Raw genomic sequence first — 16,527 nt, forward strand, 5'->3', positions numbered from 1 at the left:
CCGGCGCCCGCGGCTGCTCAAACCGTCCAAAATCAAACCGCAGGACTGAGATTGCACAAACGCAAGGCGTTGTTCAGCAGCCTGCTAGAGCCCTTGAACGAAGGCATCCAGAACAAATCCGATAAACAGGATCCAGCCGTATTTCCCGTTGGAACGGAACAGCTTCAGGCATTCATCCGGCTGGTCAATATCGAGCACCGCGATCTGCCAGTAGAGATGCGCCGCACCCAGTGCGATCCCGGCAAAGGCAAACGGCCCTGCATCAGCCAAAACCGCAGCAAGACCAAAGAGAAGCGTTGCCGCGAGGTAGAGCAGGACCAGCGCAATCTTCGTATGACCGCCAAACAGCAATGCCGTCGATTTTACCCCGACAAGAGCGTCGTCCTCCTTGTCCTGATGGGCGTAGATCGTGTCGTAGCCGATCGTCCAGCAGATGCCACCAATGTAGAGAAGAACGGGTGCCCAGCTGAGGGAACCGAATACGGCAGCCCATCCCATGAGCGCGCCCCAGGAAAAGGCGAGCCCGAGGAACAGCTGCGGCCAGTTCGTCACGCGCTTCATGAAGGGATAAATGGCAACCGGCAACAGCGACAGGACACCAAGTCCGATGGTGAACATGTTGAACTGCAGCAAAACTACCAAGCCAACCAGCGCCTGAAGGATCAGGAATATCTTCGCCTGCGAGCGGGTCACCTGCCCGGCAGGAATTGGCCGTGAGCGGGTGCGTTCCACCTTGCCGTCGATATCCTCGTCGACGATGTCATTGTAGGTACAGCCAGCCCCCCGCATAGCGACGGCCCCGATGAAGAAGAGCAGAAGGTGCCAAGGGTTGGGCCATGGCGCGCCTGAGGCAATGGCGGCAAGTGCCGCAGACCACAGGCAGGGCCAAAGCAAAAGCCACCAGCCGATCGGGCGTTCCCAGCGGGCAAGCCGCGCATAGGGTCTCGCCCATGCAGGCAGCCGCGTATCTACCCAATGACGCTTCACCGCGTCGGCGACTGGTCCGGTATCTTTCGTCGTGAACAGCATGTCTGCTCTTTACCGTGTCGTTTGTCCGGGTGCGAGTGTTTTTCGCGATATCCTGCCCGGACAGTCAAAGAGAGCATTCAGGCAAGCGCTATCGAAACCCGCCGGGTAATTGTCTCACACGGACCGGCATGCTAGACCGCGCGAGATCTTTCGGGGCCAAGCCCCGTCTCCTCTGACCCCAAGACATGATGGATCGAGAGAACCCCTGCCCATGAACATTCTTCTCATTGGCTCTGGTGGCCGCGAACATGCCCTTGCCTGGGCGCTGGCCAACTCCCCGCTGCTGACAAAACTCTATGTGGCTCCGGGCAATGCCGGCATGTCTGAGCTGGCGGAGCTTGTGTCGCTTGATGCCGCAGACCATGGCGGCGTCATAGACTTCTGCCAGACCAAGGGAATCGATTTTGTTGTTGTCGGGCCGGAAGCCCCGCTTGTGGCCGGTCTGGTGGACGACCTGACAGCTGCCGGAATCAAGGCATTTGGTCCTTCAAAGACCGCAGCTCAACTGGAAGGCTCGAAGTCCTTCACCAAGGCGATCTGCGATGCTGCAAACATTCCGACCGCGAAATACGGTCATTTCAAAAATGCGGCGGATGCCAAGGCGCATGTTGAGGCGCATGGTGCTCCGATTGTCGTGAAGGCTGATGGTCTGGCTGCCGGAAAAGGCGTTGTCGTCGCCATGGCCAAGGACGAGGCCCTTGCAGCCATTGATGCCTGTTTTGACGGCAGCTTTGGCGATGCAGGCGCCGAGGTTGTTCTGGAAGAATTTCTGGAAGGCGAGGAAGCAAGCTTCTTTGTCCTTGCCGACGGCAAAAACATTCTGCCATTGGCAACCGCACAGGACCACAAGCGCGCCTTCGATGGTGATCAGGGCCCCAATACCGGCGGGATGGGGGCCTACTCCCCTGCCCCGGTGATGACGGACGCACTCGTCGAGCAGACGCTGGAAGAGATCATCCGCCCGACCGTGGCCGAAATGGCCAGACGCGGAATGCCGTTCAAGGGCGTTCTATTTGCAGGTCTGATGATCACCGATGAAGGTCCGAAACTGATCGAATACAACACCCGCTTCGGGGATCCGGAATGCCAGGTTCTGATGATGCGCCTGAGGGACGATCTTCTGACACTGCTGATGGCCAGTGCCGATGGCACGCTCGACAAGGTCAGCGCCCGTTGGCGGCCCGAGACCGCCATGACCGTCGTACTTGCGGCGAACGGCTACCCCGGATCCTATGAAAAGGGAACGGAGATCAAGGGACTGAAGACGGCCTCCTCTGCGGATGGCGTTGAAATCTTCCATGCCGGAACCCGCAGCGACGGCGGCAGGCTCCTTGCAAATGGTGGCCGGGTCCTGAATGTGACTGCACTTGGTTCAACCGTCGCCGAGGCCCGAGACAAGGCCTATGACGCTGTTGCAAAGGTTGACTGGCCAGAAGGCTTCTGCCGGAAGGACATTGGCTGGCGAGCCCTGGCCCGCTGAGGGACAGCCTTGCGCATATGCTTTTTCCCATGCAACTCTCCGGGGCATCGCTTCGGGGAGTTTTTTCATGTCGACCGGACCACTGCCGGATCTCTTTCCCGGCTTTGAGAGCCACAGCATCGAGCTATCAGGAGGAAAACTCTATTGCCGAACGGTCGGTAACGGCCCCGCGCTTCTCCTGCTGCATGGCTATCCGCAATCCCATGTCATGTGGCACAAGGTGGCCGCGCCACTCGCCGAACATTTCACGCTTTATCTGGTGGATCTTCCCGGCTACGGACAGTCGGATATCCCGCCCCTTTCCGCCGATCATCACGCCTACTCAAAAAGGGCGATGGCAAAGGCGATGGTCGAGCTGATGCACCATTTCGGGCATGACGCTTTCTTTGTCGCAGGTCATGACAGAGGAGGACGTGTCGCCTACAGAATGGCGCTCGATTTCCCGGAAACTGTGCGACGCGTTGCCGTTATGGATATTTTGCCCACCTATGACTACTGGCAGAAGATGGATCGCACATTCGCCCTGAAGGTATATCACTGGGCCTTTTTGGCGCAGCCCGCTCCCTTTCCGGAAGGCCTCATCTCGGCCTCTCCGCGTCGTTATCTCGATCACACGCTTGCCAGCTGGACCGCGACCCGTGATCTTTCGGCGTTTTCAAACGAGGCGCTTGCGCATTACCGGCAGAATTTCTCCAGACCGGAGAGAGTTGCCGCGACCTGCGAGGACTATCGGGCCGGCGCAACCGTTGACTATGAAGATGATCGGGCTGATTTCGAAGCCGGTCGGAAAATTACGGCCCCGCTTTTGGCACTCTGGGGCGCCGCCGGCATAGCAAGCTCTGCCTCTACCCCGCTTGATACTTGGGCGAAATGGGCAATTTCTGTGGAAGGCACCGGAATTGACAGTGGCCACTTCCTGCCGGAAGAGGCACCAAGAGAAACGCTCTTAAATATGAAAAAGTTTTTTATTTCCAATACTTAGCAACACATGGCTGGAATGCGACACGTGATCCGCGGGCTTTGAGGATACCGGTTTGCGCGCGCATCGCTCCATTCCTCGGCAGAACCATCAATATCAAACCCTACGTTATTTCGTATAATCCGTCGCTCAGAACAAGAATATTCAAACGGTCCGGCCCCTCATCAAACAAGCGAATGGCACAACACTCCCTTTATTGATTCTCGATTTCTTATAGCGACACGATGGGCACCGCCCCTGAAGCGCAAGACACCCGGTTTACATGGAAGTATTATTCGCCATTTGTGAAACTAGCGTTGGACACTGAGTTTTACTGTTCTTGAAAGTGCAAAGTGATCAGTCGGCATATGGACAGTATGAACGTATTGGACAAGAACAAGGACCCCATCCGCAAACCCAATCGGGGGTTCAGCGAGCGACTGGACGCCGTTTTTGCCAGCTGGAGTGCCGACGGGCGCCAGATTTCCAAACCCTTGAAGGTAACCTTCATTGCCTTTCTGGTGGTCACGGTTCTGACCCTGACAGCGCAAAATGCGCTGAACGAATATCGCAACCTGTCCAAGCCGATCATAGCGACAACCTCTTCGGCCAAAACGCTTCTTGCGCATCAAAAACAGGTAGCAGCCCTCGGACTGGAGCAGGCCCTTCTGGGAATCTCGTCCGGCGGAACGCTGAAACAGGCCATGCTGACTGGCAACAGGATTGCGCTGACCGAAGCGGCCAACGTGCTCTACCGGGAACTTGCGATCTTTCACTCCATCTCGGAGCTATCGATCTACAATCCCGACCTGAACGTCGTCTACAGGGCCCACGAGCTTGATCTGGATGTGCGAGACAAGCCGGGATACCTGCTCAATCTGGCAAAGAAAATCGGCGTCACGACACGTGGCTTTGCCTTCGATGACAATGGCTTCCTGTCAATCACAGCCGTACGCCCCTGGATCGTGGATGGGCACATCATCGGCTACCTGAAACTTTCGCGAAAGGTTGACGAGGTTCTTGCGTTTATCGGCACCACCCTCAAGGCCCAGGTGATCAAGGTCTATCGTGAAGACAGTTTTCCTTTCGGAAGCGCTGCAGCCCTCGCGAAGGTTGGGTGGGCTCAGGCCGGACCTTATGTCTACAAGAACACCAGCCACCAGAGTCTGGCAGATGGTTTTGCAAGCTACCTTGCCAATTCCGATACCGAGAAAAGTCTCTTCGACCGGATCATGATCGATGATGGCCGCCTGAAGATTGCGCACCGACTGATCATTCCCCATGCTGACCGGACACAGCAGACCGCTGTTGTTTTGCTTCAGGACATGACCGAGGAGTTTGCCGCTTTTCTGCGCAGCTCTGCGCTGTCTCTGGCCGTCGGTTTCGTGCTTGCCTACGGGTTCTGGCTGATTTTCAATCGCCTGATCCTTGCCCTGCAGCAGCTGGTCGTCTCAACCCGTGCCCGACTGGAGCGGGAGGTGGAAGAAAACACCGAAGAACTTCAAGCCAGCCGAAACCGTTTGCAGGCCGCCCAGAAGATCGCGTCCATCGGTAGTTGGGAACTCGATCTCGTCAGCAAGCAGGTTCACTGGTCCGACGAGATGTACCAGATCGCCGGTCTGGACCCGAGGATGGACGGTAACACGGCTCAAATGCGGCTGTTCTCGCTGCTGCCCAAAGATACTGTCGAGCTGATCGAAACCTCGTTGAAACAGGCTGCAGACACATCCCGCGGGTTCGATTTCGAGCATGAGATCATCCGCCCGGATGGGTCCACCCGGCATATTCATGTTCGCGGGAATATACTCTCCGGAGAGTTTGGGGAGGCCACCAAGGTCTTTGCAACTTCGCACGACATAACCGAGTGGCACCGGGCCCAGCAACAAAACCTGATGCTCGCCGACATTCTGGAAGCCTCCATGAACGAGGTGTACCTGATTGATGCGGAAACCCTGACGATCGAATACGCCAATGCGTGCGGCCGCGAGAACCTTGGGTACACCATGGAAGAACTGGCCGAATGCACGGTTCAGGACATCAGCCCCGAAATGGGCCTCAACGACTTCAAGGCCCTTGTCCGGCCTCTGAGGGAAGGCAAGGACACCTATCTGAAGCACGAAGGTCATCAGCTGAGGAAGGATGGAAGCACCTATCCGGTCGAAGTCCGCTTCCAGAACTATCTCGAACATGACCGCGACCTCTTCGTGGCGATCGCCATTGATGTGACTGAACGCGCGGCCCGAGAGCAGGAAATTCGCCAAGCAAAGGAAGAGGCGGAACATATCGCCTACTACGATACGCTGACCCAACTGGCGAACAGGGCCTGTTGCCATAAGCAGGCAGCGGAGGTGTTCGCGCCTGGCCGCAAGGACAAGCCTGCCTTTCTCATCCACATGGATCTCGACAACTTCAAGCGGATCAACGACACGCTCGGGCATCTGGCCGGAGACCATTGCCTCGAACAATCCGGGCAGCGTTTGCGCGAAGTCTGCGAGGGATTGGCAACTGCCTATCGATGGGGCGGCGATGAGTTCGTGATCATTGCCAACAGTCCGGATGTCGACCCCGAGACTCTGTGCGAGCGAGCGCAATCCATCATGCGAGCTCCGATGGAGTTCGAGGGCAACCAGATCTGGCCGTCGGTCAGCATGGGCATAGCACGTTGCCCGGATGATGGAGACACATTCCCCACACTGCTCGTTCATGCCGACCTCGCGCTCTACAGCTCCAAGGAAAAGGGCAAAGATCGCTGGAGCTATTTCTCCAGTCACATGAAGATCCACAGTGATGCAGTGGCCGAAACGGAAAAGGAGCTGCGCCAGGCGATCAGCAACGACGAGTTCTTCCTCGTTTTCCAGCCGCAGGTGAACATCCGAACCCAAAGTGTCACCGGCGTGGAGGCGCTTGTGCGCTGGCGTCATCCGACAAAAGGGATTGTTGCTCCTGGCGCCTTCCTGCCGGTTGTCGAGAAGACCAATCTTGCGGCCCAGTTGGGTCAAGTGGTTCTGGACAAGGCTCTCTCAGCCGCGCGTGCCTGGACGGACCTTGGACACCGCTATGGCCGCATCGCAGTCAATATCTCGCCGTCCTATCTGGCTTCTGGCTCCCTGCTGGACGATTTTGCAAGCGCCATGAAAAAATATGGCATTGCACCTGCTCAAATAACGGCAGAAGTGTTGGAATCCGTGTTTCTGGATGACAAGAGTTCCGACAATTCCAAGGTTCTTGAAGAACTCCACAAGATGGGGGTTCATATCGAGCTGGATGACTTCGGCACGGGCTTCGCCTCACTCTCTCATGTGGCGGATCTGCCCATCAATGCCCTGAAGATCGACCGCACCTTTACCGCCCGGCTGCTCAACGATTTCAAGAAAGAGATCGTCGTGAACCAGCTGATCCACCTGGCGCGCGCACTTGATATCGGCGTGATTTGTGAGGGCGTGGAAACAGAGGCGCAGTTCCAACGCCTGCGCATGATGGGCAACTTCTCGGTACAGGGTTACCTGATCGCTCGCCCCATGGAATTTGACTCCATGTCCGATTGGCTGAAAGCCTCCTCAAGAAACGCCCTGTTTGTCATTTGAATTGCCGCAACGCCAACCTTATGTCAGGAACTGACCAACAGTTCCGCTTCAGCGCGCCACACCTTTTCCGGCGACGTTGAGGGATACCCACAAGGGGAGACATCTGGATGACAGCACCTCGTATCGGCTTGGCTCTGGGCGGAGGGGGTGCGCGCGGGATGTCTCACATTCCGGTTCTGGAGGCCTTTGACCAGCTTGGCATTCGCCCGCACGCCATTACCGGTACGTCCATCGGCTCGATCCTCGGCGCTGCCTATGCTGCCGGGCGCAGCGGTCAGGAGGTGCGCGAGATCGCGCTTGAACTCTTTGCAGATCGCAACGCTGTTCTTGCGTCCCTTTGGAAACTGCGCCCCAAGAAACTGACCGACATCTTCACTGGCAGCACCGTCACCTTCGACCCGCTGAAGGTGCTGGAGGCCTTTGTTGCCCATCACCTTCCCGAAACCTTTGAAGACCTCGAAGTTCCCTTCAAAGCCATCGCCACAGACTTTTATGGCTGTGAGGAGGTGGTGTTGGAGTCCGGCCCGTTGCTCCCGGCCATTGCGGCATCGATTGCCATTCCGGCGGTTTTTCGTCCGGTGAAGCGAAATGACCGGATCCTGATCGACGGAGGCGTGGCGAATCCTCTACCCTTCGACCGTCTTCCCGCAGACTGCGATATCATTGTCGCTGTGGATGTTGTTGGCGGGCCTGTTCCTCGGGCGGACCGTGAGGCACCGACGTCGCTCGACACCATTTTCGGTTCTTCCCAGATCCTGATGCAGAGCATTACACAACAAAAACTCAAGCAATCTGCCCCTGCCCTATTGCTGCGACCAGAAAATGACAATGTCCGCGTGCTGGATTTCCTGAAAACCCGACAGGTTCTGGAGAAGGCGGAAGACCTTCGACTCCTTACGATTCAACGACTTACCCAGCTCATCGCAGAGCTAGAAAAAAACAACTAGTAGAAAATAGTCATACCAGTATTTTTGTCTAATTCCTGAACGGTTATTAGTTGGATACTAGGAATTAAGTAAAATTTAATCATATGGAGTCAAAATCCATACATAAGAACGATGCGTGGATTTACTCATGACCAAAGGTTCGATTGACATCGAAGGGTGTCCGGTACCTGAGGAAGTCCTCGGTCAACTGATAAATGAAACACTTTCATCCGTGACCGAGAAGACCCGCAACATGCCGGAACACCAACGCAGTCGGCTCGCTGTATTTTGTTATCGCCGATCGCATCTCCGCCGCCTTGGCCTGGCCGTCGCGGCGAATTGCACACGAAGTGGCCTGATTGCTGAAGCAGGCCATGCCGGAGAAGTCCTGTACCAACAGGCTGCGAACCCTGAAGGAACGCTGGCAAGCGACACTTATCTGGGTAGCAGACACTACAAGAAACCGGTCTCCTTGCGACAGGTTTGACAGAATTGTTTCCCGGGACAGGATCCTCCTCCCACCTGTCCCCACCTGGCAACCGTTCCTGATTTAACGTATCGGATCGGTTGCCAATTCTTTATCTGCCGGTGAAACGACTGCGTTCTCCGCATTACTCTCCCAAACGTTTTCCCTTGCCAGCTCCCGTTTCCGCGCTACCCTTCTTCCGATTGGAAGCAAGTGGGAGGGATACCTCATGTCACTGCCGATTATGGACAGGCACTTTCGTCGCCTTGGCCTGCAATCTCTTCTGGCGATCGCCTTCGTTCTCCTCAGCCTACCAGCCCAGGCCGTGTGCCAACTGGTCGCCTCCCCCAATGAGCCCGTTCGCACACGTGTCTTCCTTGCGCCCAACGAAGTTCAAATCCGCTATATCGGGCATTCGACTTTCGAGCTGACCGCACCCGGCAACGTTCGCATTGCCACCGACTACAACGACACACACCGACCGCTGGAAACGCCGACTGTCGCGACGATGAATGGGGCACACAGCACCCATTTCAGTTTCAATCCGGAGGACGGCATCGAGCATGTTCTGCTCGGCTGGAACCCGGCGGGCGGTCCAATGGACCACGACCTCACTGTCGCAGATGTGCGTATTCGCAACATCCAGACCAACACCCGAAACTGGGAAGGCGAGACCCGGCGGCTTGGAAATTCGATCTTCATTTTTGAGGTTGCGGATTTGTGCATCGCCCATCTTGGGCACCTGCACCATCGGCTGACGCAGGAAGATCTGACCCGGCTCGGCCAGATCGACATCGTTTTTGCCGCCATCGACAATTCGTCAACCCTGCGGCTGGAGAGCCTGATCTCCGTTTTGGCGGACATTCGGCCCGCCATGGTCATTCCGATGCATTTCCATTTTCACGGGGCTCTGGAAGCCTTCACAGCCCGGACCGCTTCTGAAGGCTACAAGGTGGAAATGGCAAACGACTCAAGCGTCGTGGTTCGTCGGGATCGGCTCCCAACGGAAAAGACCGTCTACATCATGATGCCCAGGGGCGGGTGACAACCGAACGGTTTTCTATCCGCGCCAGCGAATGAACCGGACTTCACTGTCTCCGGCCTTGCGATCATCAACGATCTCGAATCCCTCGGGAAGTTCGACACTCACATCGGCCCGTTCTTCCAACACGCACAGCGCATTCGGCTTCAGCCAGTTTCCGGCAGCTGCGGAGGTGAGAGCCTTTTCTCCCATCCCCTTGCCATAGGGCGGGTCGGCGAAAACGAGATCAAAGGGCTCGATGGTTCCGGCACTGCCCATACGGGTCGCATCGCGGCGGAAGATCTTGGCGGCCCCGTTCAGGCCCAGCGTTTCCATATTACGACGGATTGCACCCCGAGCCTCGGTGCCTTCTTCAATGAAGGTGCAATGGCGCGCACCGCGGCTGACGGCTTCAAAGCCGAGAGCACCGCTTCCGGCGAAAAGATCAAGAACCCGAACGCCATCAAGATCAAAATCCAGCCCGTGGGCAAGGATGTTGAAGATCGTTTCGCGCAACCGGTCGCTGGTCGGGCGGGTGTCCTGTGTCTTGGGCGCGACGATTGCCGCGCCCTTGAATTGACCTGCAACTATTCTCACGAACGCCCCCGCGGACGCGATCCCCTTTCAGGGCGACCTTTGTCCGGGCGTCCCTTATCTGGACGTCCTTTGTCTGGGCGGCCCTTGCCGGGCCTGTCCGAGGACGACCGATCCCTTTGCGGGCGATCACCGGAAGGACGTCCGCCACCGGAGAATCCTCCAGCCGACCGACCGCCGCCCGGACCGTTCCTTTGTTCCCGACGCTCCGCGTCGCGCTTGTCCTGCTGCTTGTCCTCAACGAGGCCATCCTCGCTCCAGATCCGGCGAGCCGGGCGGCTGCGGAACGACCTCTCCTCGCCGCCAAAGCTACGGGTGTCTTCCCGGTCCCGGCGGAAGCCTGTTCCGGTACCACCATCGCGGCGGGGTTTGCCTGCGCCACCTTGACCGCCTGGCTTCTTGCGATTGACAGCGGCTTCGCCGTCGCGCTTGTCCAGCCAGCGCGCTTCAGAACTCTTGCCACCGCGATCATCCCGCGCTCCGGCAGGCTTCTTGCTGCGAGCCGGCTCTTCGGCCTTGGGCTGATGCAAAATCGGCGCATCGAAATCCGCGCCAGATTCTTCGGCCAACTTTTCACCCAACTGGTCGCGAAGGACACGGCCTCGGATTTCGCGGACATGGCCTTCCCCCAGATCCTGAAGCTGGAACGGGCCGAAGGACAGACGGATGAGGCGGTTCACAGTCAGCCCCAGATGTTCCAGAACCTTCTTGACCTCGCGGTTCTTGCCTTCGCGAAGGCCAACCGTCAGCCAGCAATTGTCGCCCTGCTCCTTGTCGAGCGTGGCTTCAATACCGGCATACAGAATGCCTTCGATTGCAACGCCGTCTGCCAACGTATCAAGATCAGCCTGCGTGACCTTGCCGAATGCCCGCACGCGATAACGACGCAACCATCCGGTCGCCGGCAATTCCAGCACACGGGCAAGCCCACCGTCATTGGTCAGCAGGAGCAAGCCTTCGGTATTGATGTCGAGACGACCGACTGTCAGAACCCGAGGCAGATCATCCGGCAACCGGTCAAAGACGGTCGGGCGGCCTTCAGGGTCCTTGTTCGTCGTCACCAGACCGCGCGGCTTGTGGTACAGCCACAGACGGGTGCGCTCACGCATCGGCAGCGGTGTTCCATCGACAAGCACAGTGTCTGTCGCACTTACAGTGACGGCGGGCGTGTCCAGTGTCTTTCCGTTGAGCACGACCCGCCCGGCCAGAACCCATGCCTCGGCCTCTCGGCGGGAACACAGCCCAACACGTGCCATTACCTTGGCAATACGCTCGCCCTCAAAGGCGCTGCCGGTATCAACCTGCGCGCCAGCCCGTGCCTCTTCGGCATACTGAGGCCGAGGGCCTGAACCCGTTGAGCGCTTCGGTTTGCCAGCAGGTTTGCCACCTGGGCGTCCACCCGGTTTTGCACCGGGCTTTCCGGCGAACTTCGAGCCGGGCTTGCCACCAGGGCGGCTGTCGGATTTCGGGCCTGCCTTGAAACCGGACCGGGGGCCGGATTTCGAACCGGAACCGCCTTCGGGTCGACGGCCTTTGGATGCAGGATCGGAGGAGCGCCCGCCAGCCCGCCGGGCCCGGTCGCCATTATTATTGTGCGATTTGGTCATGGGTAGCCTCATAGCAGAGGTAACGGGCCACGGGAATTGCGAAAAAACGGGAAAGAGCGCTTTGTTACGCCTCAAACGCATAACTGTGATATGGGACATCAGTTCCGACAACCTTGAGCCGATGTCCTGTCCTGAAATTCCATGCCGCGCGAAACTGAACAATTCGGCCAGTCCTTCATGGATTTGGCGCTTGAAGAGGCAAGGCTTGCCGCAGCTCGCGGAGAAGTTCCGGTTGGCGCAGTTCTGGTGAAAAACGGCCAGATTCTGGCGCGAGACGGCAACCGGACCCTGGAACTGAACGATCCCACTGCCCATGCGGAAGTGCAGGTCATTCGGTCGGCCTGCAAGGCGCTCGGATCCCAGCGGCTTCCGGATTGCGACCTTTATGTCACGCTGGAGCCCTGCCCGATGTGCGCAGGCGCCATCTCCTTCGCCCGAATCCGGCGGCTTTATTATGGTGCACGGGACGAGAAAGGCGGCGCGGTTGAGAATGGGACGCGGTTCTTCTGCCAGCCCACCTGTCACCATGCCCCCGATGTCTATTCCGGCTTCAGCGAACAGGCTGCAGGCGAGATTCTGAAGTCGTTCTTTTTGCAACGTCGATAGAAACGATAGGCGGCACCCCGCTTGACGATGCACTCACGCAACAGGTGTCCTGCATTCGTTCTGCAAACGGTGTGAATTGCTTGGGCGCACAGCAACTCCGGATCTATAAAACTCCATCGCACCCGTGACGCATCCCGTGGCGAAACCGACTGCACCTGGAGACAAGAATGCGCAAAATCTTACTGTCCCTTGCCCTTTGCCCGGTTCTCGTCACAACACCCGCCTCGGCAGCGGACCTTGCGCCGGAAGCAACTCCAATTGAGAATGTTCAGCTGTGCGATGCCTATGGCGATCGGTTCTACAAGCTGCCCGGGTCAGACACATGCCTGCGGGTTGGTGGCCGCCTTCGCACAGACTACCGGATCCGGAACTTCGGCAACAGGAACAGCGACTGGGGCACCCGCAGTCGAAACAATATTGAGCTGCGCGCCCGCGGATACCTTTATCTCGATAGCAGAACCCAGACAGAGTTCGGCTTGCTGCGGACCTTCACCAGCTTCTTCAGCACGGTCAATACAGGACAGCCGACCACCTCGACTGTCGAGTTCGCGTATATCCAGTTCGGAGGTCTGACGGCTGGCCGCATCCAGTCGCTCTTCGACTTCTGGACGGGTTTTGCTCCCAATGCGCAGCTGGAAACCTATTCGGATCGAAAGACCGATGTTCTTGCCTACACCCAGAGCCTCGGGAACGGATTTTCTGCAACGCTCTCTCTTGAAGACGCTCGCGGCCGCCGACAAGGGATCGCGGCGACCGGCACCGTGACCAGTGCATCTTATGCGGGGCTTCGGTTTCCCGATCTCGTTGGCACCATAAACCTCAAGCGCGACTGGGGTAGCGCGCAGATCATGGGTGTGTTGCATGATGTCTATCCCGAGAACTCGGGTGGCATCGGCGCAGATAGTCAACTGGGATGGGTGATCGGCGCTGGTATCAATCTTCAGGCAGGACAGCTGCTGAATGCAGGCAAAACTCGTGTTGTCCTTCAGGGCAGCTATACAGATGGCGCAAGTGGCTATGGCACGACAGGTTGGTACAGCCGCATCACCGATGCCGTCATCGTGGATGGCTCGGATCTGAAAACCACACGGACATGGAACATCTTCGGCGGTATCCGCCAACCGCTCACCAAGACGGTCACGCTCAATCTTGAAGCTGGCTATCATGACGTGGATGGTGGCACTGCAGCCTATGATTTCACCCAGTTTGACCTGACGCCAAACCTTGCATGGGAGCCTGTAAGTGGCCTTTATGTCGGAGCTGAGTTCCAGTATCGCGAACTTGACTTTGGCGCCGCCTCAGGCCTGCAAGATCGTAACGAGATGGTCGGGACGTTTCGGCTGCAACGAAACTTTTGACCTGCTAACTCCTTGAAACATGTGGCCCTTGCGCTGCTCCTCGCTTCAACTACGGCTGGAGACCTCTGACCAATAGGCCTTGACCCTGCTCCACAGGTCCCGTTTCCAGAGATCCTTGTGAGTTGCGCCGTCCATGATGACCAGTTTCTTCGGCTCGTTCGCGAATTCAAACAGGGCGCGTCCATGGGAAACCGGAATGACCTTGTCTTGCGTTCCATGCAGGATCAAGACCGGGCTTTTCACCGACCCAATGCGCTCACGGCTCAGGAACGGGTCCTTGATCATCAGGTCGACGGGCAGCCAGAAATAGCTCTGCTTTGCCATGTCGGAAACGGCCGTATACGGCGCTTCAAGAACAAGCAGGTCCACGTTCGCCCGCGCGGCAGCCACAGCCGTGGCAACTCCGGTTCCAAGGGATTCGCCATGTACGATCACCGGCCCACCCTTCGCCTTGAGCTGATCGTAAACCTCCAGTCCATCTTGAATGAAGGCCGCTTCAGAAGGGGCCCCCTCACTTCCCGGAAAGCCGCGATAGCCGACTGCCATCAGCCCATATCCATCGGCGAGGATCTGTGCAAATCGCCAGTCCCGCGTGGTCATGTTTTGCGCATTCCCGTGAAAGTAGAGAACGGTCGGCAGGCCTTCCGCCTGCGGCGGGGCCGACCAGATCATGAGCTTCGTTCCGTCGGAGGCGGTAAAGGTTCCAACTTCGACCGTCGCCAGCTCCGTTCCCTGCGGCGTCCCAACGTCACCAGACGGTTTGAAAATGAAGCTGCGCTGGAACGTATACATGTATCCGGCGGCCATGCCGTATCCAATCAGCAGCACAATCAGGAGAGACCGCAAGAAGCGCGGCATGAACCCGCCTGCGGAAGTATTGGCTGAGTTTGCAGTCATGGTTCTATCTTCTTCATGTCAATCGCAGGCACGGCATTGCCTCGTGGGTCTACTTCCGGCCAAACAGTTTCTCGATATCGTCCAGCTTCAACTCCACCCAGGTCGGGCGACCATGATTGCACTGTCCGGAAAGCGGTGTTGCCTCCATGTCGCGCAGGAGCTTGTCCATTTCTTCGACCCGCATGCGCCGTCCTGCGCGGATGGACCCGTGGCAGGCCATCGTAGCCGCAACATGATCCAGCTTTTCCTTCAACCCGCTTGCGGTCTCCCACTCGGCCAGCTCGTCAGCAAGGTTCAGCACCATGCCCCTGATATCCATGTCACCTAGGATGGCGGGCGTTTCGCGCACGGCAACTGCACCGGGCCCGAAAGCTTCCAGAACAAGCCCGACCTCTTCCAGTTCCCCGGCATGCTCGGTCAGCCGACCGACATCCTCTTCCGGCATCTCGATGATCTCGGGAATGAGAAGAAGCTGACGGGCAACCTCCCTTTTCGCGAGGCTCTCCTTCAGCTTTTCATAGACAAGCCGCTCATGGGCCGCATGCTGATCGACGATGACAACACCGTCCTCGGTCTGGGCGATGATGTAGGTCTCATGTACCTGGGCTCGAGCTGCACCAAGCGGCAGAGCCATTTTTTCAGGAGCCGCGTCACTAAGATGTGCGCGGGCATCGGCAGACGGAGAAACCAACCCCGCCAGCCCGTCCGCATAGGCAGGAGGCTCAAGGGTCGCCTGACCAGCCTCGCCAAACCCTGCCGGCACATGAGAAGAGCGATCAATGGGTCGGAAAGCGTCTTGTGACCAGGCTGAGCCACTGGTCGGCTGACGATAGGATGAGGTGGAGTATCCGGCTCCGGCAGCGGGCGGGCGCGGTGCAAACCCTTGAGCCCGGATGACATCCATCGCAGCAGCAGCATTGGACGTTGAGGATCGGTGTCCTGCCTGAACCAGCGCCTGCTTGATGGAGCCGACGAGAAGCCCACGCACCAGCTGACCGTCCCGGAAGCGGACGTCAGCCTTGGCCGGATGCACGTTCACATCCACAAGGGCAGGATCAAGATCCAGAAACAGAACCACGACCGGATGGCGGTCGCGCGCCAGAACATCAGCATAGGCTCCGCGCAATCCGGACAGCAGGAGCTTGTCTTTCACCGGACGCCCGTTGACGAAAAAGAACTGGTGCTGGGCATTGCCGCGATGGAATGTCGGCAGACCGGCAAAACCGGAGAGGCGCACCCCTTCCCGCTCCGCGTCGATTTCCATGGCATTGTCGACGAATTCCTTGCCAAGCACCTGAGCAATGCGAGCAAGATGCGGTTCATCACCCCGTGCAGCAGGCCAACTGGACGCCTGCCGATCACTTCCCGACAACGCAAATCCTATATGGGGATAGGCGAGTGCAATCCGGCGAACAATTTCGGTAATGGCTGCGGCTTCCGCGCGGTCGGATTTCAGAAATTTCAGGCGGGCGGGCGTTGCGAAAAAGAGGTCACGAACCTCGACCTGTGTCCCCTTGGTCCGTGCAGCTGGAATAACCGAGCTCTCCTTTCCGCCCTCAACACCAATTGCCCATGCATTGGTCTCGTCGGCATGCCTCGTCTGGATTGCAAGACGGGCAACGGAGCCGATGGACGGTAGCGCCTCACCGCGAAAGCCGAGCGTGCGGATATCAAAAAGGTCGTCATCGGAAATCTTGGAGGTGCAATGACGACGAATGGCCAGCTCCAGATCTTCCCGGCGCATGCCATTGCCATTGTCGGAAACCCGCATCAGGGTCTTGCCTCCGGCAGCGGTCACGATCTCGATGGAGGTGGCCCCTGCATCGACTGCGTTCTCGACAAGCTCCTTGATCACGCTCGCCGGGCGTTCGATCACCTCGCCCGCCGCAATCCGGTTGATGATGGCTTCGCCGAGTTGCCTGACCTGCATTTCCCGTCCTTCGGAGTTTCCCGGCGCTGATGTTTCCGTTATGGTCCGCCGCGTCGCAAGACGAATCTGAC

Annotated in this window: 13 protein-coding genes; 8 read left to right on the forward strand and 5 right to left on the reverse strand. The window is 58.0% G+C overall.

Annotation, left to right across the window (positions count from 1 at the left end; translation table 11 throughout):
* Window positions 1–84: 84 nt before the first annotated feature.
* Window positions 85–1,029, reverse strand: a complete 945-nt coding sequence (gene ubiA / locus F0155_RS11420; protein ID WP_150524651.1) for a 4-hydroxybenzoate octaprenyltransferase — start codon at window positions 1,027–1,029, stop codon at window positions 85–87.
* A 211-nt stretch (window positions 1,030–1,240) separates the two neighbouring features.
* Here ubiA and purD point away from each other — a divergent pair, with 211 nt between their 5' ends.
* The 6 genes from purD to F0155_RS11450 all read left to right on the forward strand — a co-directional run bounded on the left by purD (window position 1,241) and on the right by F0155_RS11450 (window position 9,488).
* The gene (gene purD, locus F0155_RS11425) at window positions 1,241–2,509 is read left to right on the forward strand and encodes a phosphoribosylamine--glycine ligase (protein ID WP_150524652.1); all 1,269 of its coding nucleotides are present in this window, start codon (window positions 1,241–1,243) and stop codon (window positions 2,507–2,509) included.
* 67 nt (window positions 2,510–2,576) lie between these two features.
* Complete coding sequence (locus tag F0155_RS11430) at window positions 2,577–3,491, forward strand: alpha/beta fold hydrolase (RefSeq protein ID WP_150524653.1); 915 nt, start codon at window positions 2,577–2,579, stop codon at window positions 3,489–3,491.
* A 353-nt stretch (window positions 3,492–3,844) separates the two neighbouring features.
* The gene (locus F0155_RS11435) at window positions 3,845–7,051 is read left to right on the forward strand and encodes a putative bifunctional diguanylate cyclase/phosphodiesterase (RefSeq protein WP_161599796.1); all 3,207 of its coding nucleotides are present in this window, start codon (window positions 3,845–3,847) and stop codon (window positions 7,049–7,051) included.
* Window positions 7,052–7,158: 107 nt separating this feature from the next.
* Window positions 7,159–7,998 (forward strand): patatin-like phospholipase family protein, encoded by an 840-nt coding sequence (locus F0155_RS11440; RefSeq protein ID WP_150524655.1) that lies wholly within the window; start codon window positions 7,159–7,161, stop codon window positions 7,996–7,998.
* 127 nt (window positions 7,999–8,125) lie between these two features.
* Window positions 8,126–8,464, forward strand: coding sequence for a hypothetical protein (locus tag F0155_RS11445; protein ID WP_204934447.1), 339 nt, complete (start codon window positions 8,126–8,128; stop codon window positions 8,462–8,464).
* A gap of 208 nt (window positions 8,465–8,672) precedes the next feature.
* Complete coding sequence (locus F0155_RS11450) at window positions 8,673–9,488, forward strand: MBL fold metallo-hydrolase (RefSeq protein ID WP_204934449.1); 816 nt, start codon at window positions 8,673–8,675, stop codon at window positions 9,486–9,488.
* Window positions 9,489–9,503: 15 nt separating this feature from the next.
* Here the strand turns inward: F0155_RS11450 and rsmD are convergent, their stop codons facing one another.
* Both rsmD and F0155_RS11460 read right to left on the reverse strand, forming a co-directional pair.
* Complete coding sequence (rsmD, locus tag F0155_RS11455; RefSeq protein WP_150524656.1) at window positions 9,504–10,061, reverse strand: 16S rRNA (guanine(966)-N(2))-methyltransferase RsmD; 558 nt, start codon at window positions 10,059–10,061, stop codon at window positions 9,504–9,506.
* Window positions 10,058–11,665: a pseudouridine synthase gene (locus F0155_RS11460; RefSeq protein WP_204934451.1), complete on the reverse strand. Its 1,608-nt coding sequence runs from the start codon at window positions 11,663–11,665 to the stop codon at window positions 10,058–10,060. Before F0155_RS11460 ends, rsmD begins: the two co-directional genes overlap by 4 nt.
* 141 nt (window positions 11,666–11,806) lie before the next feature.
* On the opposite strand from F0155_RS11460, the gene F0155_RS11465 reads away from it, so the two are divergent.
* On the forward strand, window positions 11,807–12,271 hold the full coding sequence (locus F0155_RS11465; protein WP_244303508.1) for a nucleoside deaminase: 465 nt from the start codon (window positions 11,807–11,809) through the stop codon (window positions 12,269–12,271).
* Between the two features lie 167 nt (window positions 12,272–12,438).
* Window positions 12,439–13,629, forward strand: coding sequence for a porin (locus tag F0155_RS11470; RefSeq protein WP_150524657.1), 1,191 nt, complete (start codon window positions 12,439–12,441; stop codon window positions 13,627–13,629).
* A 45-nt stretch (window positions 13,630–13,674) separates the two neighbouring features.
* Here F0155_RS11470 and F0155_RS11475 read toward each other — a convergent pair whose 3' ends face one another.
* Both F0155_RS11475 and mutL read right to left on the reverse strand, forming a co-directional pair.
* Window positions 13,675–14,526, reverse strand: coding sequence for an alpha/beta hydrolase (locus F0155_RS11475; RefSeq protein ID WP_208999240.1), 852 nt, complete (start codon window positions 14,524–14,526; stop codon window positions 13,675–13,677).
* 49 nt (window positions 14,527–14,575) lie between these two features.
* Complete coding sequence (gene mutL, locus F0155_RS11480; RefSeq protein WP_150524658.1) at window positions 14,576–16,456, reverse strand: DNA mismatch repair endonuclease MutL; 1,881 nt, start codon at window positions 16,454–16,456, stop codon at window positions 14,576–14,578.
* Between the last annotated feature and the right edge of the window lie 71 nt (window positions 16,457–16,527).

It is taken from the genome of Roseibium sediminis (genome assembly GCF_008711325.1).
GTDB classification, from domain to species: domain Bacteria; phylum Pseudomonadota; class Alphaproteobacteria; order Rhizobiales; family Stappiaceae; genus Roseibium; species Roseibium sediminis.